Source organism: Deinococcus malanensis, assembly GCF_014647655.1.
GTDB classification, from domain to species: domain Bacteria; phylum Deinococcota; class Deinococci; order Deinococcales; family Deinococcaceae; genus Deinococcus; species Deinococcus malanensis.
Genome location: NZ_BMPP01000011.1, coordinates 1 through 25276, shown reverse-complemented (window position 1 = coordinate 25276; position 25276 = coordinate 1). Strand labels below are relative to the sequence as shown.

Sequence of the window (25276 nt, the reverse complement as noted above, 5' to 3'; positions counted from 1 at the left end):
ATGTCAGCATACCCGCGTTTGACCTGAACAAATCTGATGGGAAAACACAACGGGGAGGGGTGGGTTATCGCGGACAAACGTATGAAGACCGACAGACGCAGTCGGACTTGAATACCCCAGCCTCATATGCCATGGACCAAGTGAAGGTTACGTGGCCCCCGTTTTTCCGAGAAATGGGCCTTCGGGTCTTGGAGTATCAGGAGCGGCAGCCTGAGCTCGTCAGCCTGCTCCAGGACGCCGGCATCGCCATCAACCATGACGAAGGTACACCGCTCACCGAGATCGACCCCTTCACGTTCTTCTCGTTGGTGCTGAAGCACACGTCGGAGCCCACGGCGCTGGCCTTCTTCCAGAAGCTCGCGCAGCAGCTGAACGTGCATACGTCAGTGCCGCTGGACCTGACAGGCGTTCCGTGGAGCAACCCCATGAACGCCTGGTTCTTCGCGTACCGTAGTGAACGCCGGCCGCAGGACATACCAACCCTCTGGAGTCTGACGCGACAGGCCCTGACGGGCGTCCTGGATGAGGTAACGTTCGCGGAGGCGCTCAACATTCGCACAGTGGCACTGGCCAAGCTCACTCAGGGCTTGTTCTGGTTGAACCCGGAGTTGTTCCTCCCGCTCAATGGCGTGAACATCCCATACCTCGAGAGCCTGAGGGTGCTGGGGGCTGCACGGGTTGCGTCCCTGCCGGAATACCAGGAGGTGCTCCGCGCGGCGCGGCCCTTCGCTCCCGACTTCATCACCCTGTCGCACACCGCTTGGCTCAGGGCGCAGCAGGGCAAACAGGTCGCCGCGCTGATTGACGGCCACTTCCCTTTCGAGCAGTTCAGGAAAGATGCCGCGGCGTACATGACAGACCGCGTGAAGGGCAACATGATCCTGGACCGCAAGTACGCCCCGCTGCTCATGGACCTCTTCGAAGCTCCGTCCACGATCTTCCTTAAACCCAGCCGTTCCCCGTACAGCGGCAAGGAGCAGGTGGCCGTGAAGGTTGCACTCGGTGGGGGCGTCAAATCGGAAGGCAAATCGTTTGGTCGCGCCCTGATGTTCGCCGACAACTCGGGCTTCGAATATGTTCCGTTTCCGGCCGGACTGACCCTGGAAGTCGGCTGGCCTGATGGCAAAGGTGACGGACCACGGCAGGCTCTTCAGGACCCGGCCCGGCAGCAGCAGATGCTCACAGCGCTTCTCGCGCCGCTTCCCATCTCTATGCCCGCCACGCTGACCCTGAGCACGGATTTTGGCGCTCTTAAGCTGCTCCCCTTACAGCCCGAACGGGAAGGTGACATCAGGGCCACCCTGGAAACGTACATGCAGGGCTTTGGGAAAAGCCGCCGCCTGCGGGTGGGACTCACACTTACCCCGGAAGAACTGGAGTCTCCGGCGTTCGCAGAGCATCTAGAGGCGGCCCTTACGTACACCGACTCCCTGACCGGCATCCTGGATGCGCTCGCAGTCGCTCCAGAAATTATTCCGGCGCCCGAAGTGATTGAGGTTCCCGGCCAGACACAGGTCAACCCAGCACGTCAGGACGCCCCTCTGCCCGGCGTGGCCCTGAACAAGATTCTTTACGGCCCCCCTGGGACCGGCAAGACATACCGTGTGGTAGACGAGGCCCTGGCCATACTTGATCCAGCCTTCTTGCAAGCTCACCCGGGTGCAGAAGGTCGCGCCGCCCGTAAGGCCCGCTATGACGATCTGACCACTCAGGGAAGGGTTTCCTTCGTGACATTCCACCAGTCCTTCGGGTACGAGGATTTTATTGAAGGCCTCAAACCTGTGATGGACGACCGGGGCCACCTTACATACCGCATTGAGGACGGCATCTTCCTGCAGGCTGTGAAGGCCGCCGGTGGGCTTCCCGGGACTCCGGACATTCCCTCCTCTTCCCCAACACCTGCGCTGCCCCATGGAGTCCGCGCTGATGGACAGGTTTGGCGCATGTACATCGACGGCACTGTTCCCATCAGTCAGGTGCGTGACCTCAGCTTGACGCGTAGCGAACTCCGCATGGGCAGCTGGGGAAAGACCCCTAAAGACCTCTCAGAAGTCGGCTTTGACGAAATGAGCGGCCGCCAGTCACTGTTCAAAGACAGCATGCGCCCCGGTGATCTCGTCCTGCTGGCCACAGGTCAGGACAGAATCGGCGCCATAGGCGTGGTCACGGGGGACTATCGCTTCGACCCACACAGTAACCCGGTCTTTGCTCTGGACTATGCCCATGCCCGGCCGGTGCACTGGCTCGCGCAAGGCCTCAATCTCAGCGCCATCACGGTCACAGGCAAACAGTTTGCTCAAGCCACCCTGCAGCGGGTGAAGGATGTGACCCCTGCGCAGGTGCTTGCGCACCTGCCTCAGGCCACGCAGCAGGCCAAAGCCTCCACCGGTTCCTCTGCTCTCCCCCACGTGCTGATCATTGACGAAATCAACCGCGGCAACATCTCCAAGATCTTCGGTGAGCTCATCACCCTGCTGGAGGACAGCAAGCGCGCCGGCGGACGCGAGGCACTGAACGTTACCCTGCCCCTTAGTCGCCGCGCTCTGAGCGTCCCGCGCAGCCTGTACGTGATCGGCACCATGAACACTGCCGACCGCAGCCTCACTCTGCTGGACGCGGCCTTGCGGCGCCGCTTCGTGTTCCGCCCTGTATGGCCTGAGCCTCAGGTCCTCCCGGTGCTTACCCTACCGGACGGCACTGCCCTGGACCTGCGCAAGCTCCTGTACGCCATCAACGACCGCATTGAGCGCTTGCTCAGCCGGGAGCAGGTCATCGGGCACGCCTACCTGCTGGGCCTGCCGGCCACGCTGGACGGAGTGGCGGGTGCCCTGCGCGAGCGGATTCTGCCGCTTCTGGAGGAGTATTTCTTCGAGGACTGGGGCAAGATCCGCGAGGTGTTGGGAGATGACGGCAAGCCCACTGAGCTGCAGTTCCTGCATCGGGTTCAGGGCAGCGGCGAGACCCGGTACCGGCTGAACGAGGACGCTTTCGGTAACGTAGACGCCTTTACCGGCGTATATGACCGCCTGAACGACGCTGACTTTCCCTTTGAGTCGTGAGCGTGCCTCTACACCTCTACGTGCGCGAGCATGACACTCTCGTGCGCGGCACGATACCGGGCGGCAGCGCGGCTAATGTGCAGAGCTTGCCTACCGAGGCATTCGACGCAATACAAGCCTTGCTGCTTCACAAGGGCAGTGACCTGAACCCTGTCGCAGTTCCAACGCGGGCAGGCGGACGAGACGCCCTGAAGCTCACGCAATGGGTGGGGCTCCTGCGCGCTCCTGACGGCACCACGGTGGAAGTTCTCCCTAAGACCCATGAGCGGCCTGGCGGGCGCAGCGTGGCCGGTTCACTTGAACGCAGCCGCGCCCTGCTCCTGCGCATGCTGGCGGCCACCGACGAACGCTTCCGGGTGGCACCTCCCGCAGAGCTCGATGCCACCCGGATGCCCCTGTACGAGGTGGTGATCCGCTACGTCCTGGAGGGCATCAAGGCTGCGGTGCGGCGTGGAATCCCCCACGCTTATCGTGCAGTCCAGGAGGAACGCGCTGGGCTCCGCGGCCGTTTGAACCTGCCCCGCCAGGTGCGGCAGCCCCCTTACCGCGCGCACCTACTGCACGTGGAATACGACGAGTACCTGCCAGACCGTGCTGAGACCCGTCTGACTCGCCTGACAGTCGAACGCTGCCAGCAACTCACCCGCGAGTCGTCCAGCAAACGCCTTGGCCGTGAACTGCTGGTTGCCCTCGATGCCGTGCCCTCCAGCCGCAACGTTCATCAGGATTTCCAGGACTGGCGGCTGGAGCGCGGCCACCCGCACTTCGCGCCGCTTGAGGGCCTGTGCCGCCTTGTGCTCTACGAGCTCAATCCCCTGGTGTCAGGGCAGACCGCTCAGGCACAGGCGCTGCTGTTTGACATGAACCGGGTCTACGAGGCGTACGTTGCAGTCTTGCTGCGAGCGCAGTTCCCTGAATTGCGCGTGGCTACGCAGGTGTCTGGCCAGGCTCTTGGGCATGTTCATGGCGCTAAAGCGTTCATGCTGCGTCCGGACCTACTGCTCACATTGCCAGACGGTCAGGTCATCATTGCGGACACAAAGTGGAAACGTCTGAAACCAGAAAGCATACCCACCTACGACGTGTCCAATGCAGACGCTTACCAGATGCTCGCGTACAGTCACGTCTTCCAGGCAACGCAACCGCCACCTGACCGCAAGTTGTGGCTGATTTACCCGCGGCTCCCTGGCCTCCCAGAACAGAGCCAGTCTATTCAGCTGCTCGGTGGCAGCACATTGCACCTCCTGATGGTCGATCTCGATGCGCCAACACTACCCTTCCCTTTATCGCTGATCACCCCATTTGAGGATTAACAACTCAGCTGACTAAAGACTTGCTCTTGAAGCTGACAGAAGCATCCCTACGGTCAGGGACCGCCGGGCAATTGCACTTAAGACCAGGAGCTGTGACAAAGAAGCACCCGGCGCAGAAGGATACTTTTGGTGGTCCTGCTCAAACGAAAGGCGTGGTTTCACCATGCTGCGCAACATCTGCGGTGGCCCAAAGAGTGAGGCCAGCTGTCAAGCACTTTTGAACACGCTACCCGGCCTTAAAGGTAAGGCGCAAATTCCACTGGAAGGGGTTCGCATGGCAAGTCAGGACATGGATCGTCTGGGCTATTACAGATTGTTGGAAGTGCCGTACACGGCCACGCAAGAGGAAATCAAGCGGGCTTACCGCGATCTGGTGAAAAAGCACCACCCGGACCGCAATCCAAGTCCTGAGGCGGCCGACAACTTCCGGGCCATCGTTCAGGCCTACGAGGTCGTCGGAAAGGCAGAAATACGCCGAACATATGACGAATGGAATGCAGAAGGAGCAGTGGGAGACGCGCCTCCTGAAGTCATGCCGTTGGTTGCCTGTGAGAGATGTCAGGAGGCATCGCCCTATTTGAGGGTGGTGGGTATTCGCTGGGTCTGGAGTGTGCTGCTGGTCACTCGCCATGGCTTGACGCCCAGAGTTCTCTGCCCCCGGTGTGCAAACCGCCACCTGTGTGCCGCGGGAATTAAAACTGCACTGTTCGGGTGGTGGGGCTTCCCCTTCGGTCTGATTCAGACTCCGCGGGCGCTGTACAGTAACGTCACCGGAGGGAACGACCTGTCGGCCGTGACGGTGAACTTGTTGGTTCATCAGGCGGCGGCCTTTTACCAGAGGGGCGAAAACTCGAAAGCCCGTCTTGCCCGGCAGCAGGCGTACCTAGTGGCAGACAATCAGTATCACCTGGAAGAAGAAATCAAACCGCTGCAGCAACTGCTTGGTGATGACCCGTATACCGTAATCGAGAGGCCGTGGGATCTTCTGCGGACCAATGGTCTGCTTCGCGTGGTCCCGCTTGTGGTAGCAGCTGGTCTGTTGGGAACTGTCGGCGCGCAGATCAGTGCCGACATGGAGCAGGAGGCAGCGGCAACGGCGCGCTGCACTGAACAGAAGCAGGGGCTTGATCAGGAGAAGAACAGTCTCACAGAAGAAGCTGAGCGTCTGGAAACCAGCGGTGAAGCCCTGCTTTCCAGATACCACCAGCTTGAAGCCGAGCGAGCGTTTCTGGAAGTAGATAGGTTCAACGCTTTTGTAGATGTCTACAATGCCGACTTGGCCGACCAAAACGCTCAAATTGAGCGCCACAAGAGCCAAGTTGAGGTTCACAACTCCGCGATTTCCCTCTACAACCAGAACTGTGCACAGTGAAGAGGACTGGTGAAAATTGCCGAAGTAGGCATTCTAGCCCTCATAGACTCTAGGCTTTTTGCTTGGACTACTGATCCGAGCATAAGTCTGTAGCGGTCTGACTGTCAGAAGGCCCGAATACTCGACGTCTCACTGCTGCCCATCCATGGCTGTCGAAGGTTCGCCCGATGTCCTCCACCGCTCCGAATCAAGACACGGACCAAGACTTGTGCCGACGCGACGGAGACGACTCCACCCTGACCCGATGCCCTCACGCCACATCGGCCTGCTGTGCCGCCCAGAGGATGAATGCCTGAGCCTGCACATTGAGCTCCGCATCGAAGATCCCGTCCTTCTTCCACTCGGGCACACGCTGGGCCAGTCCAGCCCAGGGCTTTGGCAGCGCCATGCTGCCCCAGCGCACAGCGGCCGGCTTGCTCAGCAACGTGCCGCTCTCCAGCGTCGCCAGCATCCGGCAGCCGGTCTCAATCACATAGGCCGCATGTGAGCGGGGGGATTGCCAGGCGGGATCATCCGGCGTCCGGGCAAAGACCACCCAGTCCCGCAGCCGCTCCCTCACCACGCCACGGAATGCGGACGGGGGGACCGGCGCGATGAAGGTGTCCGGTGGGGGCCCAGAGAGCGCCTGCATCCCTTGGAGCACCGCCCACCGTTCCAGCAGCCAGTTCGCCCCGTGCTCTTTCCAGGCCAGCGTCTCGCCCCGCCCCAGGGTCGGGTGCTGTTCGCCGGGTCGCCACTCCCACGCGGAGGACCGGGGCAGGTACGCCAGCTCGATGTCATGGGCCAACGGATGGTCCAGGGTGGCCAGGCGCTGATGCATCGCCTTCAGGGCTTCGAACGCCCGCTCGCTCAGGGGCCGGTCCACCACGCAGAACAAGTCGATGTCACTGGTGTGAGGGTCGAAGTCGCCCAGCACCAGGGAGCCGCGGAGGTAGACACCCAGCAGCTGAGGGCCCAGGATCGCGCCCTGCTCGCCCACAAGGTGGGTCATGAGGGGGGCGATGTCGGAAGGGAGCATGGAATGAGTGTGAAGGGTTCTGGCCTGCTGACAGTCAGACCGCTACAGACTTATGCTCGGATCAGTAGTTCAGAGGCTGGTGGAAGACACCGTAGTTCGTTTACCTCCATGTTTAGGGCCTGCCTATTGTCAGTTTTGCGATCAATTTTCTTGAAAATTGGGCGCTTGACCACGGTAACGTTAGCCAGAAAAACGTCCTTCTGTACGAGAAATTGTCTACTACCTGATGAAGTTTGAAACGGCATACCGTAGACGGCTTCCCGTCAGCGGTTTGCCGTCTACGGTATGCCGTCAGCGGGAAGCCGTTTTGGTCAGGAGCACATAAGCAGGCTAGAACCCATCCGATTTGCAAAAGAAGCTAATTAGCCTATAGTGCAAACACCATGGATGCGAAGATGACGGTTCAGGCCCGCCTGAAAGAACTGGGGATGACTCAGGCACAACTCGCCACTCACCTGGGCACCACTCCTGCCATCCTCAGCCGAACCCTGGGCAGCGCCATGATTCGTCCCGACAGTCACTGGCCAGCCATCCTGGAAGCCTTGGATCTTGAGCCCGTCCTGCAAGTCAAGGGGGTGGGTGATGGCCAAAGCAGCTGAAAAGCCGAAGCGGGGCAATGGGCGTGGCGCGGTCCGGAAGCTGCCCTCCGGGCGATGGCAGTGGCGGGCAAGTGTCGAGCTGCCGAGCGGTGAGGTTCAGCGCGTCTCGGGCACCGTGGCGACCAAAACAGAAGCTGAAGAAGCCCTCAGCCGGGTACGAACGGACGTCTCTCGCGGTCAGTTCACCGTGTCAGCAAAAACAACGCTTGAGGAGTACATCCGCGCGTGGCATGAAACCAAGAAACCACACCAGGCGGCCACGTATGCTCGCAGCCACGAGAGCATGATGGAGACCCATATCATTCCGAGTTTGGGGAAACGGCGGCTGACCAGCATCACGCCCAGGGATCTGGAAGCCTTTTACGCGGACCTCCAGCACCGCGATGAACGCCGTGAGAAGATGCTCGGTCAGCCGCTGGGCGATTCCATGAAACGCCTGATTCACAACATGCTGCATCAGGTCTTTGCTGATGCCGTGCGCCTGGGCGAACTGAACCGCAATCCGGCCGACGTGGTGCGACCACGCTACTCCCGCGAGGCGGCTCTTGATTCCACTCCGAAAGCCTGGACAGAAGAGGAAGCTGCCAAGTTCTATCAGGTGGCGCGTCAGGACCGGCGTGGTGTGGCCTTCTGCTTTATGCTCGCGACCGGCCTGCGGATTGGTGAGGCCTTAGGCCTGCGCTGGGAAAATGTCGACCTGGAACGTGGACGAGTTAAGGTCGTCGAGAGCTTCGTGAGCATCAATGGAAAAGGCATCCGCACGACGCCGAAGACGGCCCGCTCACGACGCACCATTACCGTGAACGGGGACGCACTGGCCATCCTGCAGGAAAGACCCACTCAGGCCCTGCTTGACCGCGAGGCTCAGGGTGACCGGTACCAGCCGAGTGATGCGGTCTTCACCAACTCGCTGGGTGGCCCCATACTGCCAGACACCGTATACAACCTGATGCGCCGCCTTTGCGAGCAAGCCGAGGTGCCTTACAAGGGCACGCATGTGCTTCGTCATAGCTTCATTTCGATTCAGGGGTTGCATGGGCGACCTGTGGAGGTGGTCAGTGCTCATGTGGGGCACGCCCGCTCCTCTTTCACACAGGACCGCTACCGCACAGTCTTCGAGAAGGAACGTGAAGCAATGACTCTGGACTTCTCTATGCCGGTCAAACAGCAGAAATCAGGGGGCTAAAAGCCGGTTGGGCACGCGTTGGGCACACACCCTGGAAATGGCCTGTTGGGCACGTCAGTGGAAAAGGAAGGAACCCCGTCTGAGACGGGGTTCTTCTTGGTGGCCAGGGCCGGACTTGAACCGGCGACCCAACGATTTTCAGTCGTTTGCTCTACCAGCTGAGCTACCTAGCCGTGCCCCCGGAGGGGACTTTGGCGGTCCGGACGGGATTTGAACCCGCGACCTACTGCGTGACAGGCAGTTATGCTAACCGCTACACTACCGGACCATCTGGTACGCCGCAAAAAGCAGCGGGGTTAAGGATAGCGGCGCCTCCTGACATTGTCAACCACGCTGGAATCAGTCCAGCGGGCTTCAGAAGGGCACCGCCCGCACGCCCTGAACGGGGCTGGCCTGCTCGGCATCAAGCATCAATTCAAGGTACTCACGGCTGCTCAGGGCATCGATCATGGCAAAGCGGTGGGTCTCGCTGAGCAGAATGCCGCCCTCGATCTGGGTATGGCCGTACACCCCGAAGCTCAGCCCGGCCATTTCGACATATTCCGGCGAATCGCGAAACCAGCGCTTGGGGCCGTGGTCGGCATAGAACAGGTCGTCGTAGTGCAGGTGAGCCGGCAGCGGGCTGGCGTGAGCGAACTGCACGCCGGCCACGCGCAGCTCACGGGGAAAGCTCTGCATCCAGGCCCGCAGGTGCTCGGGCAGGGAGACGCCGCCGTACTCCGGGTCGAATTCCACGTGCCGCATGCCGCCGCTGGTGCCCAGGACGTATTGCGGATCAATCACCACGTCGTCGTGATTGCCCAGGATGATGTGCACGGCGTGCGGGGCCGCCTCCTGGTAGGCCTTGAGCGCTTCCAGAGCGCGGATCTGGGCGGTGGCGGCGTAGTACAGGTGATCGGGATTGTCGGTCTCAAAGCGCGTGACCCCGGCCAGCCGGCCATACTCGCGCTCGTTCTTGGGGTGAACCAGGTCGCCGATCAGCACGACCTGATACAGCCCCGCACGCACCGGCGGCGTCGGCTGACCGTGGGCATCGGCGCAGCTCGCGGCACGCAGGGCCCCCCACATGGTGTCGAAATCAGCATGCACGTCGCCAATCGCAATGAATTTGTGCATGTCCACCTAGCCCTTGAGGAGTGCCTGGAGTTCTTTGTAGATGGCGCGGCTCTCGTCGAGTGTCTCGCCATACCCGCGCATCAGGACGCGTGCGGCGTCTCCTCCCCTGCCGGCCACCTTGAGCTGCTCCAGCAGGTCCTCGATGTGACGGCGGGCCTTTTCCATCTGCGGGTCACGGGGCGGTTCCGGTGGCAGGGTCGCCGGGCGGGGTGCGGCTGGCAAGGGGGCCTCGGCGTCCAGATCAGTGGTGTTTGCGCCCTCGTCCGGGTCAAATTCGACCCAGGCGGTGTCGCCGGCCGGCACGCCATAAACCCGGGCCGCGTCGGCCAGTGCGGCCAGCTTGGCGTCACCCAGCGTGTGGCCCGTGGCCAGACCCTCACGGGTCACGCCGGCCAGGGTCAGGCGAGCGCGCACCACCGGAGGCTGGGCACTGTCACACGCCCAGGTCAGGGTCCAGGCCGGATCGGCGCTGCTCAGGTGCGCAGCGAGCTGGTCGGGGTCGGGGGCCGGGATCACACGCGCCTGGTCGCCCCGGACCTCCAGGGTCGCCCAGGCGGTCATGCTGGCGCGCAGGGCCTCGCGGACGCGGTCGAGTTCTGCCATAGACGAGAGTGTAGCGCGGCCCTCTTATCTGGTCCGCGCTGACTGAGCAGGCGTGAGCTGCAGGCTCCGGGTCCGGCCCCAGTCGCTGGGGTCCGTGCTCATGGGGAGGTACCTTCCCGCAATCCAGCGGCCCTGCTGATCAGCGGCGTGTCGGCCCAGCGGATGACCATCCTGGCCCAGACTGCCGATATACACGCTGCGGTTCATGTCGCTCAGATCAATGACCTGCCGGTAGCTCGCTCCGTGGGTCTGGGCATAGGTGCCGCGCTGGGGCCGCGCGACGTTGACCGTGTTGGTGCCGCCCGGCGTGGGAGACGAGTGGTTGAACAGCCAGGCCAGTGCCCGCACCCCCCCGAAGGCACGGTGGTTGCTGGCGACTTGATGCAGCTTGCCGTAGGTCCAGTCCTGAGGATCGGGGCCCAGCCGGGAGCGTAGGTCAGCCACCGCTGCTTCCAGGCTGTCTGTCAGCACCTGGGCGCAGTCCCCCTGTCCACTCACAGCGCACAGGGTGCCGCCACGTCGAAGCTGGTTCAGGACACTCAGGCTGTTCATACGCGTCTCCGTTTCCAGCTCGTCCTCTGCCAGGCCGTGCAGCTGCATCAGCCAGGCTTCAAAAATACTTGCCTGGACGCTGTCAATTGTTTCATTGCCGTCCCAGCCTCGCAGCAGCGCCAGCGCCCGGCGCGACAGGTCGCTGCCCGGCACCGTGTGCAGCAACACCGGGCGGAAGTCGGTCCAGACCGGACTGACCGTATCGAGCTGCACCCGCTGCACGTCGCGTAGCGTCAGGCCACCGGGTTGTGCGCTCAGCAGTTCGGTGATGCGCTGCGCCCGGTAGGGCTCGGCCCAGTTGCGCGGGTTGCCCAGAGAGAAAGCATAGCTGGCAGGCACCACCTGATTGTTGGCACTGACGATCAGCCCATCGGCGGGATTGTAGGTGTGTGGCAGCTGGGCATGCGGAATATAGCCCTGCCACTCGCGGCTGCCGTCGCCGGAGACCGGCAGACTGCCGTCCCAGCCCTTGCGAACGGGAATGCGGCCCGGCGCGTAATAGCCGGTGTTGCCGTCCACATCGGCATACACGAAGCTCTGGGTAGGCGCCACGTATTTTTCCAGCGCCCGCGTGAAATCCCGCCAATCGCGGGCGTAATTGAGGCCCACAAAAGCGTCCATGGTGGTGTCGCCGGGCTCCAGAGCCGTCCATTTCAGGGCGACACGTGGGCCGATTTCACCCGCGCCCACGTCACTGACGATGGGTCCGTGGGCACTTTCCCGCACCCGGAGGCGCACCTCCGGCTGGCCCTTGACCCGTATGACCTCGGTCCGGGCCGTCAGGCGTGCCCCTTGTGGTTCGATGTAAAGGTCCTGCACGTCCGGGTTCACGTTCGTTACGCCCCAGGCGACCCGCTCATTGCGCCCGATCACGATGCTGGGCAGCCCCGGGATGCTGGCGCCGATGGCTTTCAGGGTTGGTCCCTGCAGGTCGGCGAGGTACCACAGCATGGGGCTGCTCAGCGCCAGGTGGGGGTCGTCGGCCAGGATCGGTTTGCCACTCGCGGTGCGGCTGCCGGCCAGGACCCAGTTGTTGCTGCCCTTGCCGGGAACCGCATTCAGGCCGAGTTCCCGCGCGGCGTTCAGGTGCGCCTGCAGGGCGCGGACCGTGGCGGGCGGGAGACCGGTGTCAGGGCGGCTGGCGTGCTCGGGCCCGGCCCTGACTGGCCCAGGTGGGGTCGGGCGTACGGTTCCCAGCTCATCGGAACTCAGGACCGTGGGGGCGCTGGCCGGGTAGGGAGCGGTGACCTCATTCAGGCCCTGCGCGCCCAGCCGGCGGACCACCCGGGCACCCTGGACCTCATCCGCCTGGTTGCCGCCCAGGTCATAGGCCATCAGCTTGCTCCATGACAGGCTGTCCACTTCGGTCCAGGGGTCCGGGGTGTAGCCCAGGATGCGGAATTCCAGGGCCACCTTTCCCTGGGCCATACCGGCATTCACCCCGGCCGTGTAGGCCCGGATCAGCCGGCGGCTGCGTTCGGAGAGCGCCGGCAGGGCCGAGAGGGCCGCGCGCTGAAAGCCCCAGGTGCGCAGAAACCGGTCCTGAGGCAGGGCGGCGGTGCCCAGCACCTCGGAAAGTCTGCCCTGAACCACCCTGCGCTGGAAGTCCATCTGCCAGGCGCGGTCCTGCCAGTGCACGAAGCCCAGGGCGTAGACCGCGTCCTCATCACTGACGCGGGCACGGATGTGCGGCACGCCCCATTCGTCACGCGTGACCGTGACCGGTCCCTGCAGCCCGGCGAGGGTCAGCTGCCCCCGGACCCGTGGGGTGGCAGTAGCATGCACCCACCACGCCGTTGCTCCCAACACCAGGGCCAGCAGTAGCAGCACCAGACCCACTCCACGACCAAGCCTCGACCACACTGATCTGCGCCGCAGCACCATATTCCAGAGCCTCCCGATACAAGATTGGGCGCAGCATAGCGGGCCCAGAAAGCGTGCGCGGCAGCACATTGGCGGACCTGCGCCCCTTACACTGGAGGCTGAATGCTCTGGGTGCGGCCACTGACCATGCTGCGGCTTCTGACGCTGCTGATGCTGTGCGAACTGGTGCGTACCGGCTTTTTTGTGTCGGCGCTGCCGGTCGGCGGGCCGGCCCTGGGGCTGGGCACCGCTGCCATCGGCCTGCTGACCAGTGCCCATTACCTGGGCGACGCCCTGAGCAAGGGACCCTGCGGCCTGCTGACCGAACGCTGGGGACTGGGCCGGATCCTGCTGCTGGGCACGCTGCTGGGGGTTGTGGCGGTGGCGGGCACGCGGGTGCTGCCGCACCCGGTCTGGGGCGTGCTGGCCTGCGCCGCCTGGGGCGTGACCTACGCTGCCCTGTGGCCTGGCGTGATGAGCGCTTCACAGTCGCTCTCGAGTCCAGGCCGCACCGCGCGGGCCCTGGCCGTCAGCAATGTGGTGGTGGCGCCCGCCATCTTGCTCGGCGCCCTGGGCGTGGGCCCCCTGATGCAGGCCCGTACCGACCTGGGCTGGACCCTGCTGATCGCCGCGCAGGGAGCCGCAGTGGTGCTGGCCCTGAGCCTGCTGCCCCTGCGCCTGCCTCGACAGGACGTACTGGCCGGCAGCGTGTGGAAGGGCTGGAGCCGGGTCGCCGCGCTGTTCCCGGCGGCATTCGTGCAGACCCTGGCTCCAGGGCTGCTGATTACCATCCTGTACCCGCTGCTCGACCAGCTGAAACTCAGCCTGAACGATCTGCTGAGGCCGGGCGCCCTGGCGCTGGCCATCTTCGGGCTGAGCCTGTGGGGCGCCGGGCGGCTGGCAGACCGGGAGCATCCCCGCCGGGCCCTGCTGCCAGGACTGCTGCTGCTGGCCGCGACATTTGGGCTGGCGGCGCTGCCAGACGTGCAGCGTCACCTCTGGCCGCTGGCTGTCCTGCTGGGTGCAGGCTACGGAGCTTTCGTGACCGGCTGGAACGGTCTGGTGGCGCGCACCCTCCCCGAGGGCAACCGCGCTGCCGCCTGGGGCACCGTCATGGCGGTCGAAGCGCTGGGATACGCCATCGGACCGGTGCTGGGCGGCGCCGCGTGGCAGGCTGCCGGTCAGGCGGGGGTGTTTGGGCTGGGAGCGCTCGCCTTCCTGGTGGCCCTGGGCTATGACCTGCTGCGCCGGGAGAGCCCGGTGGCCCAGCCGACCTGAGCCTGCCCAGGCGCCTCCTGACAGCCCCTCGTTCCGCCTCTGGTGGACAGCTCGTGATTTCCACAGACACCGGCCCAACATGGGGCACGCCTCCCGGCGTGTTTCCGACCACCGGCAGGAAGCTTGAAGAAACGGACAGCTCTTCAGGCCAACAGGGCGCCGGCCGGACACGGGGGCGGGCACACTGGATTTTCAGCTCATTTGTCCTCGGGGTCTGCCGCTTCTTGTGTAGAGGTCGCCTGAACCCACCAGTCCGGATAACGCGCCGCCAGGACCAGCGCTGCCTGGGCCGCCTGAGCGGCGTCGTGGGCCAGGGCAAAGCAGGTGCTGCCGGACCCGCTCATCAGAGGCGCGTGCAGTCCAGCCGCCGCGAGGGCGTCCAGGGCCACCTGAATCGGCGGATGACGGGGAACGACCGGAGCCTGCAGGGCATTGAAGTAGGGAATTTTTTCTGCACCGTCGGCCAGCGCCTGAACAATGGCGGACAGGTCCAGAAGGGGAGTAAAACCCCCGCTCTCGTCCAGCCAGCGGTAGGCGTCTCGGGCACTGACTTCCACGCCTGGATTGAGCAGCACCAGTGAGGTGGACCTGATCCGCACAGGAGTCAGGCGCTCTCCTACTCCCTCGGCCACGGCCGCGCTTCCCAGCAAGAAAAAGGGGACGTCCGCACCTAGCCTCAGCGCCAGGGCGGGCAGGTCCACATCTGCTGGAAACATATCCCGCAGCGCGAGGAGGGTACTGGCCGCATCGCTGCTGCCGCCTCCCAGCCCGGAGGCCAGCGGCAGGTGCTTGTGCAGCGTGATGGCCACGCCATCTGAAATCCCGGCCGCATCCAGATACGCGCGGGCGGCCCGGAACACCAGATTGCGGTGGTCACACGGCAGGTCCGCGCCCAGGACCAGCAAAGACAGTTCGCCGGCGTGCTCCAGCTCCAGTTCGTCTCCGGTGGCCAGTGGGACCATCAGCGAGTGCAGGTCGTGGTAGCCGTCACTGCGCACTCCCAGCACGCTGAGGCCAAGGTTGATCTTGGCTGGAGCAGCCACCCACATCAGGAGCGGGCCCCGTCCCACATCCGCGCCAGCGCCTCGGCCAGCGCGAGATCACCGGGAGCGGTTACCTTGAACAGTCGGGCGTCTCCGGGCACCAGCCGTACCCGGCCGCCGAGCCGCGCGACCAGGCCGGCATCGTCGGTAGCCGTATGCCCTTCCGAACGGGCGTGCGCATGGGCATCAAGCAGTATCTCCCGCAGGAAGGCCTGGGGCGTCTGTACGGCCCAGAGGTTCTCCCGGCTGACCAGTTCGCCCCAGCAACCGGTATCACCGGCCTGATCGCCGATACCCGCGCGCACCAGGGTATCGGCGAGCGGAAGTGCGGCGGTGGCTGCTCCGGTGTCCAGAACCGCTTCGAGCAGGGCGTGGATCACCCCTTCCGGCAGAAAGGGCCGCGCCGCGTCGTGAATCAGCACACGCTCGGCGGTGGTGGCGTGCAGCAGGCGCCGGACGCTCTCCTGCCGGGTTTCGCCCCCCACGATGGCCCGCGCATCGACGCCGGGTGGGAGCTCGGCCCCCACCGGTAGCGCCACCAGCACCTCGTCCACGTGAGGGCTCAGGGCCGCCACACTCCGTGCAAGCAACGTCTGCCCGGCCACCTCCACAAAGGCTTTGGGCCCCCGGCCCAGCCGCGTGCCGAACCCCGCGGCCGGAATCAGGGCGGCGGTGCGTCCGGCCAGCAGACACGGCGCGCTCACTGGTCTGCCTCCCGGACGCTGCTGGGCTCCTTCCAGCGACGGAATCCCGGCACATCCAGCCCGAACTGGTCCAGCACGCGCGCAGTGACAAAGTGCAGCAGTTGAGCCACGCTTTCGGGGGCGTGATAGAAGCCAGGGCTGGCCGTCATGACGCTGGCACCCGCGTCGTGCACGGCCAGCAGGTTGAGCAGCATGGGCCGGGGCAGCGGGTCCTCGCGAACGACCAGCACCAGCGGCCGACGCTCCTTGAGGGTCACGTGCGCCGCGCGCGACAGCAGGTTGTCGGCCATTCCATGCGCGACCTTGGCCAGTGTGCCGGCGCTGCACGGAATGATCAGCATGCCGTCGGTGCGGTAGGAGCCACTGGCCACACTGGCGGCCAGATCCCGGTCTTCGTGGACCTGGGACGCCAGGGCTGTCAGGTCCGGCAGTTGCGGTCCCGAATCCTCGGCGGTCATGACGCGCTTGGCTCCGCTGCTCACGATCAGATGCGTCTCCACGTTCAGGTCCTTTAGGGCCTGAAGCACCCCCTGCGCGTAGGGAATCCCGCTGCCGCCCGAAATGCCCACCACCAGCCTCATGTCTGCAGGCTAGCAGCCTGGGGACGCGGGCCTTACGTCTCCTGCTGCGCCTCACGCCGGGCGCGGCGCGCAAAGCCGACCTCGGCCGTCACGAACGACAGGATGCCCAGCAGGTAGGTCAGCCCCAGGGCCCCCAGCAGGGCCAGCCGCACACCAGGCAGCGAGAGGTCCAGCAGATTCGGGAAGGCGACGAGGCCACTGAGTGGCAACAGCGCACCGAGGCAGGCGGCCCAGCCCAGCAGCAGCACGCTGCCCCAGGCACTGTCCAGCAACGCCGCTCCCGGCAGAAGCAGGGCCAGGACGCGGTAGACAGCTGGCCGGCCCAGGCGCCGCTCACTGGCCGCACGCGGCAGCAGCAGGGTGAAGGCCACATAGCCTGTGGCCAGCAGAGCCCCCAGCAGGGCCCAGCCCAGGCGCACACTGTTGCCGGGGGCTGGAGTGACCAGTGACACCGGCTCGCGCAGGTTGCCCTGCAAGGTGGCCCCCAGGTCTCCGGTCAGCGCGCGCGTCAGGCTGCGCTGGTCCGGATAGCACAGCCGGGGCCGATTGGGCCGGTAGGTGCGCTGGAAGGCGAGTTCAGGGGTGGCGGGGCTGAGCCCGAGATTGAAGGCGGCGGCACTCAGGTCAGGCCGGTCTGCCAGCGCGGCGCGGTACAGGTCGCGGGCCTGGGCCTCATCGCCACGGGTCTGGGCAATCACGCCCAGGTTGTTGCGGGCGCAGGCATCCGGCAACGCCCGGGTGTAATGGTCACGGGCCAGCGTGGCGTCTCCATCGAGCTGCGCATTCAGCCCGCTCAGCAGCGCGGTATCAGGCCCGCGGCGCAGGGTCAGCCGGGTGAGCTGGGTGCTGACCCAGCCGCCTCCGTAGGTTCCGGTGGTGACTGCTGGCGCGCTCAGGCCGCTGCTGGCCCGGTTAGTCCACTGCCAGCCGCCCAGTACCGTGACCAGCGCGGCAGCCAGCAGGACCAGGGTCAGACGTTCGCCCGCACTGGCATACGCCACCGCCAGCCGCCGGGCGCGCGACAGCGGATGGCGCCACCCCAACAGGCGGCCTCCCAGCTCCTGAGTGTCCTCTCCCTGGGCGCGCCACGCCCGGGCTGTCAGCGTCAGCAGGGCACCCGTCAAGGCCAGCACCAGCGTCAGGGCCGCTAGGCGCGCCGCGTCCCGCAGGGTATCGGTGCCTTCCAGCCCCAGGTTGTACAGGGTGCCGCTGCGCAGGCTGCGGGCAAACTGCCGCCACTCCTCGGCCTCGCCGGCACGGCCCTGGGTGGCCAGGGCCTGGGCATAGCGTTCGTACAGCGCCAGGCTGCCTTCAAAACGTGGGTGCAGTTCGCGCAGGTAGCGCATCCAGACCTCGGCGCGGGTCAGACGGTTCTGATCGAGCAGCGTGCCGACGTATCCGCTGGGATTGCCGTAAGCACCCAGGGCCGCGCGGCTGACCGGCACTTCCGGGTCAAAGCCACGTGCAGCGGCGTCGCGCCGGGCGTGATCCAGGGCCAGATCCGCTGCGGAAGGAAACCCGGCTGCATCGAGCCGCGCGGCGAGCTGGACCCAGGCAGGAAACGGCAGGGTGGCGTTCAGGGCCCGCCGCACAGCGCTGAGACTGCCGTACAGGTCTCCCTGGGCGCTGGCCAGCCGCGCCTCCCGCAGGGCCAGGAAAGGATTGCCTGGATCCTGGGCCGCTGCTGCGGTCACCGCCGGGGTGGGCACCCGGTCGGCGGTGCGGGCCAGCCAACCGGTCACGGCCGGGTCGGGGGGAGGCACCACCCGCTCAAGCACGGACAGGGTGCCGTCTGGCCGGCCGAGGGTAAAGCGCTCCACCGCGCCGGCCTCCTCGGTGCTGACGCGCAGTCCACCGCTGCTGGCGTCCAGCGAGGTGACCATGCCCGGCAGGTCCACCCGCTCACTGACCTGCCCCCTGTCCGAAAAGGCGTACACCACCGGGCCGACCCCCAGGTAGGTCACGCCCCCGGTCTCGACCGGGGCCGTCAGGCTGCCCATCCAGGCCGGAAACGTCCGCTGCCAGACGACCTGCCGCCCGTTCTCGAAGCGCAGGGTCCGGCCTTCGAGTACGGCGTTGGCACATGCGCTTCCCAGCAGCAGCAGGGCCAGCGGCAGCAGCCGGGAGGAGCGGCTCATGCGCTCCGGGGGGCAGCCAGCAGGTGCACGGCCCGTAGGGCCATGGCAGCTCCCCCGGCCAGCAGTTCCGGCAGCCCGCCGTAGCGGGCAGAGAGCAGCAGTCCAACCGGCACGGCCACCGCCGTGGCCACCGGCACGGCATTGAGCCCCACCCGGCGTTGCAGCAGCGAACGGTAGAGCGGAATCACCACCAGGGCAGCTGCCAGGGTTCCCAGCAGCGTGAGGGGCGCGAGCACCAGCAAGGCTCCTCCCAGCGGCGCGATGCCACCGCCACCCCGGAAGCCGAAAAAGACCGGGTAACAGTGCCCCAGGACCACGAACAGTGCGGCCACCCAGCCCTCACCCGGGGCAATGGCGCGGGCCAGCAGCGCGGCGGCCACCCCCTTGAGGATGTCCCCGGCTGCCACCAGCAGCGCGGCCTGCAGACCGTACTGGCGGTAGGTACCGCTACCCCCGGGCAGGTCACGGTCACGGATGTCGGTGCCTCGTGCGCGGGAATACAGCACGCCCATCACCAGGGAGCCCAGCAGGTAGGAAAGAACGGCAAGCACCAGCGCGGGCATGCGCGCATTCTAGAGTGCCGGAGCCGCCACGCAGCGCCGCATTCCCAGACGCGGGGCCCTCATGCGTACCGGCACCGTAGACTCGGCCCATGAGCCGCGACCTTCTGACGCGCGCGGAGTTGCGCCGGTACTCACGTCAGCTGCTTGTGCCCGAGTGGCTCGACGCCGGCGCCCAGGAGCGTCTCCGCGCCGCTTCGGTCCTGCTCATCGGGGCGGGGGGGCTGGGCGGGCCGGTGGCCGCCCAACTGGCAGGTGCTGGCGTAGGACGGCTGACGATTGCCGACGGAGATGCCGTGGCACTGAGCAATCTGCACCGCCAGACGCAGTTTTCCCAGGCGGACGTGGGACGGTCCAAGGCGCAGGTGACGGCGGCCCGTGCCCAGGGCATCAACCCACACGTCCAGGTGTGTGCCCAAGGCGCCGTAGATGCCGGGAACATTGGCCCGCTGATTACCGAAGCTGATCTGATCATCGACGCCACCGACAACTTCGAGACCCGTTACCTGATCGCGGACGCCTGTACCCGTGCCCGGCGGCAGTGGGTATGGGGCGCTGCCAGCGGCACCAGCGGGCTGGTCAGCGTGTTCGGGCCCCAGCTGGGGCTGCGTGACGTCTTTCCCGATGCTGGGGATGAGTTGTCGTGCGAGGAAGCCGGGGTCCTGGGCCCACTACCAAACGTGGTAGGCAGCATGATGGCCCTGGAAGCCCTTAAGGTGCTGGGTGGCGTGGGGGAACCACTGCAGGGAAGACTGTGGACCCTTGACGCCCTGAGCGGCCGCAGCCGGATGCTGAATCTGCAGGCTGCCGCCCGGTCTTCATCTATTCTTTAATGATCCACTCCAGAAAATGCCGTCTCAGAAGGAACTTAGCCGATTTCACGGTGTTTTTCGGGCCGTCCGATGCGAGCCGCACCACGAAAGCCCGCGCCAGACCGCCACTTTCCGGGATTGACGGGAAAAACAGTGTGTTACTGTTCCGGTGAGCCGATCCCCGCTCAATTCATCGTCTGGAGGTTCCTGTATGGCCAAGAGCACCAAGCCTGCCGCCAAGAAACCCGCCGCTGCCGCTGCACCCCGCCGCGCCGCTGCCGCCGACGGCAGCAAGATCGCCAAGACCCAGCTGATCGAAATGGTCGCTGACCGCACCACCCTGAACAAGAAGCAGGCTGGGGACGCGGTCGCCACCATGCTCGAATGTGTAGTGGGCGCCCTGCGCGAGGGCCGCAGCGTCGGCCTGCCTGGCCTGGGTACCTTAAGCGTGGCCCAGACGGCCGCCCGTCAGGGCGTGCGCCCCGGCACCAGCCAGAAGATCACCATTCCCGCTGGGAAAAAGGTCCGCTTCAAGGTGGCCAGTACCCTCAAGGGAAACCTGTAAAGCACGCTGCGCTGCGGGGCCGACGCCAGAACCGGGTCGGCCCCGCAGCGTTGTCGTGGTGGCGTCCGCGCCTGGGTGTGTGGGCCCCTGCACCGTGCTCCGGCTTTCAGGCCGCTAGGCTAGTCCATAGACCACTCACCCGACCAAGTTCACCATATCGGGGGCACAGGGCCAAGGCCACAGCCCCAAGGAGGCCATATGAGCCGCATTCTGATTCTCAGTACCCTCGTCGCCCTGGCAGGCACTGCCGCCGCCAAACCCATCGTGGTCGGCAGCAAGCTCGACCCCGAAGCGCAGATTCTGGGCCAGATGATCCTGCTGACTCTCAAGAACGCCGGGCTCGAGGTCACCGACCGCACCAGCTTGGGTGATACCGGAGTCAACCGCAAGGCCATCCTGGCCGGTGAAATCGACGTGTACCCCGAGTACACCGGCAACGCGGTCTATCTGTTTCCCAAAGCCAAGATCACGCCCAAACAGGCGGGCAATCCCGGCACCATCTACGGACTGGCCCGCCAGCTCGACGCCCGCAACGGCATCACCTGGCTCAAACCCGCGCAGGTCAACAACACCTGGGTGATCGCGGTGCCACAGGCGCTGGCCCAGAGTGCCCGGCTGAGCAGCGTGGCTGATCTGGCGCGCTACCTGAAAGCCGGCGGCAAATTCAAGATTGCCGGCAGCCCGGAGTTCTTCAACCGCCCCGACACCATGCCCGCTTTCGAATCGTCCTACGGCTTCAAGCTGAGCAGTGCCCAGAAACTCGTGCTGGCCGGTGCCACGCCGCCCCAGACCCAGCAGGCGGCTGCCCAGGGCACCAGCGGTGTGAATGCAGCGATGGCCTACGGCACCGACGGAAGCCTCGCAGCGCTCAAGATGGTCGCGCTGAAAGATCCCAAGGGAGCCCAGGCGGTGTATCAGCCGGCCGCCATCATCCGGACCGAGACCCTGAAGGCCAATCCCCAGATCGCTGCCGTGCTTAACCGGGTGTTTTCCACGCTGAGCCAGAACACCATGCAGGGACTGAACGCCCAGGTGGCCCTGGAAGGCCGCAGCGCCCAGAGTGTGGCGCAGGCGTACCTGAAGGGTAAGGGCCTGATCAAGTGACCCTCGGGCGGCCGCGTTGACCGCCCTTTCGACTGAAGCTGTCCTGTCGGAGAAACGGAAGCAACCGGCACGTCCAGATATCCGCGTGGTGCTCTGGCTGGGCGCCGTGCCCATGCTGGCCGGAGCCCTGCTGCCGTGGGTGCTGCTGCGGCCCAATCGCCTGGCACCTGGAGAGCTGCTGCGCGTGCCCGGGGCAATCACGCTGGCACTGCTGGTATTGGCTGTGCTGCCTGCCCTGCTGATCCGCCGCCTGCCCGGAGTGGCGGCGGCGGCGGCAGCCGCCGGGCTTCTGGCCGCATTCTGGCTGCTTGGCGAGCGCACGGCGGGGGCACTGACGGGGCAGGCCGAATTTGCGCGGGCCAGCGCCGCATCCGGGTTCTGGCTATACATGGTGGGCGCCCTGATCGCCGCTTCCAGTGCGGCACAGGCTGGCCGGGGGGCCCGACGATGGGCCTGGGCCTGGGTTCCCGGCGCCGCAGTGCTGCTGCTGAGCGGGCAGCTGTCGAGCTGGTCTGTTCTGGTCGAAGCCCGGAGTGAGGGACCGCGCTGGGTGCAGGAATTCGGGCAGCACCTGCGGCTGGTGGGTTCAGCACTGGGACTGGCGGTTCTGCTGGGCGTGCCGCTGACACTGTGGGCCGCCCGCCGGGAACGCGTGGCAGGTGGGCTGCTGGGACTGGCCAACGCCGTTCAGACCATTCCCAGTCTCGCTCTTCTGGGCCTGCTGATTGTGCCTCTTGCTGCGCTGTCACGGGCCTTTCCGGCCCTGCGGGAAGTGGGTGTTGCAGGTATCGGCGTCGCGCCGGCCTTGAGTGCCATGACCCTTTATGCCCTGCTGCCGGTCCTGCGCAACGGCATCGAAGCGCTGCGGGGCGTGCCGCCCGGCGTGGTGGACGCCGCGCGGGGCATGGGCATGACCTCGGGCCAGACCTTCTGGCGGGTCGAACTGCCGCTGGCCATGCCGGTCTGGCTCAGTGGAGTGCGGCAGGCAGCGGTCATGCTGGTCGGGGTGGCGGCGGTTGCAGCGCTGATCGGCGCAGGTGGACTGGGCACCTATATTTTCAAGGGGCTACAGAGTGCGGCAACCGACCTGATTCTACTGGGTGCGGTCCCGGCGGTCCTGCTCGCCATCTTCGTAGATGCGCTGCTGCGCGCCACAGAAGGCTGGCTGGGCGGGCGACTGGGGCAGGTGGAGGACGCATGATCGAGCTTGAGCATCTGGAAAAACGTTACGGCGCTCAGGCCGTGGTGCAGGACCTGAATCTGGTTTTTCCAGCCGGACAGGTCACGGCGCTGCTGGGTCCCTCGGGCTGCGGCAAGACCACCACCCTACGCATGATCAACCGCCTGATTGAGCCCACCGCCGGGGTGGTGCGGCTGGATGGCCAGGACACACGCGGGCTGCGTCCGGAGGTGTTGCGCCGGGGCATAGGCTATGTGATTCAGCAGATCGGGCTGTTTCCGCACCTGAACGTGGCACAGAACGTGGCTACCGTGCCTGAACTGCTCGGGCGCTCCCGCCAGGACACGGCCCGCCGGGTGGACGAACTGCTTGCGCTGGTCGGTCTGGACCCTGATACCTTCCGGCACAAGCGTCCGGCCCAGCTCTCGGGTGGGCAGGCGCAGCGGGTAGGCGTGGCGCGGGCCCTGGCTGCGGATCCGCCGGTCCTGCTGATGGACGAGCCCTTCGGTGCCCTGGACCCCCTTGCGCGTGAGCATCTGCAGCAGGCCTTCCGGGAAATTCAGCGCCGGCTGCACAAAACTGTCGTGATGGTGACGCACGACATCGACGAAGCGCTGCGGCTGGGTGACCGGATTGCCCTCATGAACGCAGGACGCCTGGAACAGTTCGGCACTCCCGATGATCTGGTCCACCGCCCCACCTCCTCGTTCGTGAGCGCCTTTCTGGGAGAGGACGCCGCCCTGCGCCAGCTGGCCGGATACCGCGCCGCCGACTTTATGAATCCCGGCGAGAAGGTTGCTGGCCTGCCGACGGTGGAGGCCTCCCTGGACGCCCGCAGCGCGCTGGGTGTGATGCTCCGGGAAGGCAGCGACCGCCTCACGGTGATGACGGATGGGGTTCCGGCGGGGGTGCTGCACTGGTCGAACCTGCGCCGGGAGCCATGATGTGGAGGCCAGAAAGTTGAAGCCACTGCGCCTGACTTCCTTCCTGCTGAGCCCTGCACTGTGGTGGCCGCTGCTGCTGTGCCTGTGCCTGCTCCCAGGGACGCTGCCGGCCGTGCTGCGGCCACTGGACCTGGGAGAGCTCCCTGCCGCTTTTGATCCGGCGCTGTGGCAGCTCACCCTGACGCATCTGGGACTGGTGCTGCTGGCCACCATACTGGTGCTGCTGATCGGGGTGCCACTAGCCATACTGGTCACGCGTCCTGACCGGGAGGCCCTGAGGCACCTGGCTGAGGGGCTGGCTGGGCTGGGGCAAACCGTACCGACGTTTGCCATCCTGGCGCTCGCTGTCCCGGCTCTGGGTTTCGGCTGGAAGCCGACCCTGCTGGGTCTGGTGGTCTACGGCCTGATGCCGGTGCTGGGTAACGGGGTGGCCGGTCTGCGGCAGGTAGATCCGGGCGCGCTTGATGCTGCCCATGGCATGGGCATGACCGCGTGGCAGAGATTGCGCCGCGTAGAACTGCCGCTGGCCTGGCCGGTGCTGCTGGCCGGAATCCGGACAAGTATGGTGTACAACGTCGGCACGGCCACTATCGGCGCGGCCTTAGGTGCCGGTGGTCTGGGAGAGCCCATCATCAACGGGCTTTCGGAGCAGAATTCGGCGCTGGTGTTGGTTGGAGCGCTGCTCTCAGCTCTACTGGCGCTTAGCCTGGATGCCGTCCTGGGCCTGCTGCTGCGCAAGTGAGGATGCATTTGTCAGCCGGCGGGCGTACCATGAGGACGATGCCCTTCAATCTGTCGGTTCGGCTGATCCGCCCTGCGTGGCGGAGTGCTTCTCTGACGATCCTGATGGCCTGAGTCTGCCTGACATGAGATGTCAGGCATTTTTCTTGGCCACGCATTTGTGAAGACATGGCGTCCGGCGCCACGCCGCTCGTGGTCTGCAGGTCCGCGCAGCAGAGGTGAATCTCTTGAAGCATACGGCCTTTCAAATCGGTGACCGAGTCGTCCTTTCTCCCTACGGTATTGGCGTGGTGTGCGGGACCTGTGAGCGCCCTGTGGCTGGGCAAGCCCACACTTACTACGAAGTCAAGTTTCCCGCGACGGTCAGCCGTGCGTACGTCCCCGTGGCCGATCCAGCTTCCACGGGCATCCGCCGTGCTCTGGGTGACCAGGACCTGCATGACCTGATGAACCATCTTCAGAATGGAGAGCTCGAGTTGCCCCGTCAGTGGTCAGCCCGTCACCGACTGGTCAACGACATTCTGGCCGGCGGAAAACCCTATGAGCTGGCGGCGCTAACCTGTCAGCTGCGCCGCTGGAACGTGCAACGCGGCCTGCCCGACCTGGACCGACAGGCATTCCGGCGCGCTATCCGGCTGCTGGAGCAGGAAGTCAGTGACTTGCGCAATCAGCTCGCCCGACAGGTAGAGGACTACCTGCAGGAAGTGTGGAACGAACAGCCGCATGTTCAGCTGCCTGCGCCGCTCGCTGCGGCATCGGTTTAAGAGCGCAGCAATTCAGGGAATACTGCTGACTCGCCCTGAGGCGCCTACCACCTACAGACACCACCAACCAGGACAACGAGCCCGCCCGCGGTTATTTTGTGCTTTTCCCTCCCCTGCCGGGCATCCACAAGCGCGCACCCCCGCGGGAGGCGGGGGTGCTGAGGATGCAGAAAAGGTGGTG

The 25276-nt window shown here is 65.5% G+C and carries 22 protein-coding genes and 2 tRNA genes; 13 read left to right on the top strand and 11 right to left on the bottom strand.

The features are described 5' to 3' along the window. Nucleotides 1–131: 131 nt before the first annotated feature. The 3 genes from IEY49_RS13165 (at nt 132) to IEY49_RS13155 (ending at nt 5744) form a co-directional block, all read left to right on the top strand. Complete coding sequence (locus IEY49_RS13165; RefSeq protein ID WP_189009503.1) at nt 132–3059, top strand: McrB family protein; 2928 nt, start codon at nt 132–134, stop codon at nt 3057–3059. Continuing rightward, on the top strand, nt 3056–4372 hold the full coding sequence (locus IEY49_RS13160; protein WP_229780790.1) for an McrC family protein: 1317 nt from the start codon (nt 3056–3058) through the stop codon (nt 4370–4372). Before IEY49_RS13165 ends, IEY49_RS13160 begins: the two co-directional genes overlap by 4 nt. A 163-nt stretch (nt 4373–4535) precedes the next feature. Further along, the gene (locus IEY49_RS13155; RefSeq protein WP_189009500.1) at nt 4536–5744 is read left to right on the top strand and encodes a J domain-containing protein; all 1209 of its coding nucleotides are present in this window, start codon (nt 4536–4538) and stop codon (nt 5742–5744) included. A 250-nt stretch (nt 5745–5994) separates the two neighbouring features. Here the strand turns inward: IEY49_RS13155 and IEY49_RS13150 are convergent, their stop codons facing one another. After that, a complete protein-coding gene (locus IEY49_RS13150) occupies nt 5995–6762 on the bottom strand; it encodes an aminoglycoside adenylyltransferase domain-containing protein (protein WP_189009498.1) in 768 nt (255 codons plus the stop codon). 383 nt (nt 6763–7145) lie between these two features. Here IEY49_RS13150 and IEY49_RS13145 point away from each other — a divergent pair, with 383 nt between their 5' ends. After that, on the top strand, nt 7146–7361 hold the full coding sequence (locus IEY49_RS13145) for a hypothetical protein (protein WP_189009495.1): 216 nt from the start codon (nt 7146–7148) through the stop codon (nt 7359–7361). Next, a complete protein-coding gene (locus IEY49_RS13140) occupies nt 7345–8547 on the top strand; it encodes a tyrosine-type recombinase/integrase (RefSeq protein ID WP_189009492.1) in 1203 nt (400 codons plus the stop codon). Before IEY49_RS13145 ends, IEY49_RS13140 begins: the two co-directional genes overlap by 17 nt. A gap of 97 nt (nt 8548–8644) precedes the next feature. Here the strand turns inward: IEY49_RS13140 and IEY49_RS13135 are convergent. From IEY49_RS13135 to IEY49_RS13115, 5 genes are all read right to left on the bottom strand, one after another. Next, a tRNA-Phe gene (locus tag IEY49_RS13135) sits at nt 8645–8720 on the bottom strand. 19 nt (nt 8721–8739) lie between these two features. Next, a tRNA-Asp gene (locus IEY49_RS13130) sits at nt 8740–8815 on the bottom strand. Nucleotides 8816–8901: 86 nt separating this feature from the next. Next, nucleotides 8902–9663: a metallophosphoesterase gene (locus IEY49_RS13125; RefSeq protein ID WP_189009489.1), complete on the bottom strand. Its 762-nt coding sequence runs from the start codon at nt 9661–9663 to the stop codon at nt 8902–8904. A gap of 6 nt (nt 9664–9669) precedes the next feature. Next, the gene (locus IEY49_RS13120) at nt 9670–10266 is read right to left on the bottom strand and encodes a single-stranded DNA-binding protein (RefSeq protein WP_189009486.1); all 597 of its coding nucleotides are present in this window, start codon (nt 10264–10266) and stop codon (nt 9670–9672) included. Between the two features lie 24 nt (nt 10267–10290). Further along, nucleotides 10291–12702, bottom strand: coding sequence for a penicillin acylase family protein (locus tag IEY49_RS13115; protein WP_189009483.1), 2412 nt, complete (start codon nt 12700–12702; stop codon nt 10291–10293). Nucleotides 12703–12804: 102 nt separating this feature from the next. Between IEY49_RS13115 and IEY49_RS13110 the strand changes: the two genes are divergently transcribed. Continuing rightward, entirely contained in the window at nt 12805–13959 is a 1155-nt protein-coding gene (locus IEY49_RS13110) for an MFS transporter (RefSeq protein ID WP_189009480.1), read from the top strand. 197 nt (nt 13960–14156) lie between these two features. Here the strand turns inward: IEY49_RS13110 and IEY49_RS13105 are convergent, their stop codons facing one another. The 5 genes from IEY49_RS13105 to IEY49_RS13085 are packed head-to-tail and all read right to left on the bottom strand — an operon-like array spanning nt 14157 to nt 18988. Next, nucleotides 14157–15008 (bottom strand): 4-(cytidine 5'-diphospho)-2-C-methyl-D-erythritol kinase, encoded by an 852-nt coding sequence (locus IEY49_RS13105; protein ID WP_189009478.1) that lies wholly within the window; start codon nt 15006–15008, stop codon nt 14157–14159. Next, nucleotides 15008–15706 (bottom strand): 2-C-methyl-D-erythritol 4-phosphate cytidylyltransferase, encoded by a 699-nt coding sequence (gene ispD, locus IEY49_RS13100; RefSeq protein ID WP_189009475.1) that lies wholly within the window; start codon nt 15704–15706, stop codon nt 15008–15010. The genes IEY49_RS13105 and ispD overlap by 1 nt, the downstream gene beginning before the upstream one ends. Further along, complete coding sequence (locus IEY49_RS13095; protein ID WP_189009472.1) at nt 15703–16287, bottom strand: UbiX family flavin prenyltransferase; 585 nt, start codon at nt 16285–16287, stop codon at nt 15703–15705. Before IEY49_RS13095 ends, ispD begins: the two co-directional genes overlap by 4 nt. 32 nt (nt 16288–16319) lie before the next feature. Next, nucleotides 16320–18425, bottom strand: coding sequence for a hypothetical protein (locus IEY49_RS13090; protein WP_189009469.1), 2106 nt, complete (start codon nt 18423–18425; stop codon nt 16320–16322). After that, nucleotides 18422–18988 (bottom strand): glycerol-3-phosphate acyltransferase, encoded by a 567-nt coding sequence (locus IEY49_RS13085; RefSeq protein WP_189009466.1) that lies wholly within the window; start codon nt 18986–18988, stop codon nt 18422–18424. The genes IEY49_RS13090 and IEY49_RS13085 overlap by 4 nt, the downstream gene beginning before the upstream one ends. An 89-nt stretch (nt 18989–19077) precedes the next feature. Here IEY49_RS13085 and IEY49_RS13080 point away from each other — a divergent pair, with 89 nt between their 5' ends. From IEY49_RS13080 to IEY49_RS13050, 7 genes are all read left to right on the top strand, one after another. After that, nucleotides 19078–19818 (top strand): HesA/MoeB/ThiF family protein, encoded by a 741-nt coding sequence (locus tag IEY49_RS13080; protein WP_189009463.1) that lies wholly within the window; start codon nt 19078–19080, stop codon nt 19816–19818. Between the two features lie 190 nt (nt 19819–20008). Continuing rightward, nucleotides 20009–20362: an HU family DNA-binding protein gene (locus tag IEY49_RS13075; RefSeq protein ID WP_189009460.1), complete on the top strand. Its 354-nt coding sequence runs from the start codon at nt 20009–20011 to the stop codon at nt 20360–20362. Nucleotides 20363–20560: 198 nt separating this feature from the next. Continuing rightward, on the top strand, nt 20561–21466 hold the full coding sequence (locus tag IEY49_RS13070; protein WP_189009457.1) for a glycine betaine ABC transporter substrate-binding protein: 906 nt from the start codon (nt 20561–20563) through the stop codon (nt 21464–21466). A gap of 16 nt (nt 21467–21482) precedes the next feature. Beyond that, on the top strand, nt 21483–22667 hold the full coding sequence (locus IEY49_RS13065) for an ABC transporter permease (RefSeq protein WP_229780789.1): 1185 nt from the start codon (nt 21483–21485) through the stop codon (nt 22665–22667). Continuing rightward, complete coding sequence (locus tag IEY49_RS13060; protein WP_189009454.1) at nt 22664–23590, top strand: ABC transporter ATP-binding protein; 927 nt, start codon at nt 22664–22666, stop codon at nt 23588–23590. Before IEY49_RS13065 ends, IEY49_RS13060 begins: the two co-directional genes overlap by 4 nt. A gap of 16 nt (nt 23591–23606) precedes the next feature. Next, nucleotides 23607–24332, top strand: a complete 726-nt coding sequence (locus IEY49_RS13055) for an ABC transporter permease (RefSeq protein ID WP_229780788.1) — start codon at nt 23607–23609, stop codon at nt 24330–24332. 217 nt (nt 24333–24549) lie between these two features. Then, the gene (locus tag IEY49_RS13050) at nt 24550–25095 is read left to right on the top strand and encodes a CarD family transcriptional regulator (RefSeq protein WP_373291916.1); all 546 of its coding nucleotides are present in this window, start codon (nt 24550–24552) and stop codon (nt 25093–25095) included. Nucleotides 25096–25276 lie beyond the last annotated feature (181 nt).

What these genes read in the sequence shown, in the direction of transcription:
- IEY49_RS13165 (WP_189009503.1), top strand. Translation starts at nt 132, where the DNA reads ATGGACCAAGTGAAGGTTACGTGGCCCCCGTTTTTCCGAGAAATGGGC.
- IEY49_RS13155 (WP_189009500.1), top strand. Translation starts at nt 4,536, where the DNA reads ATGCTGCGCAACATCTGCGGTGGCCCAAAGAGTGAGGCCAGCTGTCAA.
- IEY49_RS13150 (WP_189009498.1), bottom strand. Translation starts at nt 6,762, where the DNA reads ATGCTCCCTTCCGACATCGCCCCCCTCATGACCCACCTTGTGGGCGAG.
- IEY49_RS13145 (WP_189009495.1), top strand. Translation starts at nt 7,146, where the DNA reads ATGGATGCGAAGATGACGGTTCAGGCCCGCCTGAAAGAACTGGGGATG.
- IEY49_RS13140 (WP_189009492.1), top strand. Translation starts at nt 7,345, where the DNA reads ATGGCCAAAGCAGCTGAAAAGCCGAAGCGGGGCAATGGGCGTGGCGCG.
- IEY49_RS13125 (WP_189009489.1), bottom strand. Translation starts at nt 9,663, where the DNA reads ATGCACAAATTCATTGCGATTGGCGACGTGCATGCTGATTTCGACACC.
- IEY49_RS13120 (WP_189009486.1), bottom strand. Translation starts at nt 10,266, where the DNA reads ATGGCAGAACTCGACCGCGTCCGCGAGGCCCTGCGCGCCAGCATGACC.
- IEY49_RS13115 (WP_189009483.1), bottom strand. Translation starts at nt 12,702, where the DNA reads ATGGTGCTGCGGCGCAGATCAGTGTGGTCGAGGCTTGGTCGTGGAGTG.
- IEY49_RS13110 (WP_189009480.1), top strand. Translation starts at nt 12,805, where the DNA reads ATGCTCTGGGTGCGGCCACTGACCATGCTGCGGCTTCTGACGCTGCTG.
- IEY49_RS13105 (WP_189009478.1), bottom strand. Translation starts at nt 15,008, where the DNA reads ATGTGGGTGGCTGCTCCAGCCAAGATCAACCTTGGCCTCAGCGTGCTG.
- IEY49_RS13095 (WP_189009472.1), bottom strand. Translation starts at nt 16,287, where the DNA reads ATGAGGCTGGTGGTGGGCATTTCGGGCGGCAGCGGGATTCCCTACGCG.
- IEY49_RS13090 (WP_189009469.1), bottom strand. Translation starts at nt 18,425, where the DNA reads ATGAGCCGCTCCTCCCGGCTGCTGCCGCTGGCCCTGCTGCTGCTGGGA.
- IEY49_RS13085 (WP_189009466.1), bottom strand. Translation starts at nt 18,988, where the DNA reads ATGCCCGCGCTGGTGCTTGCCGTTCTTTCCTACCTGCTGGGCTCCCTG.
- IEY49_RS13080 (WP_189009463.1), top strand. Translation starts at nt 19,078, where the DNA reads ATGAGCCGCGACCTTCTGACGCGCGCGGAGTTGCGCCGGTACTCACGT.
- IEY49_RS13075 (WP_189009460.1), top strand. Translation starts at nt 20,009, where the DNA reads ATGGCCAAGAGCACCAAGCCTGCCGCCAAGAAACCCGCCGCTGCCGCT.
- IEY49_RS13070 (WP_189009457.1), top strand. Translation starts at nt 20,561, where the DNA reads ATGAGCCGCATTCTGATTCTCAGTACCCTCGTCGCCCTGGCAGGCACT.
- IEY49_RS13060 (WP_189009454.1), top strand. Translation starts at nt 22,664, where the DNA reads ATGATCGAGCTTGAGCATCTGGAAAAACGTTACGGCGCTCAGGCCGTG.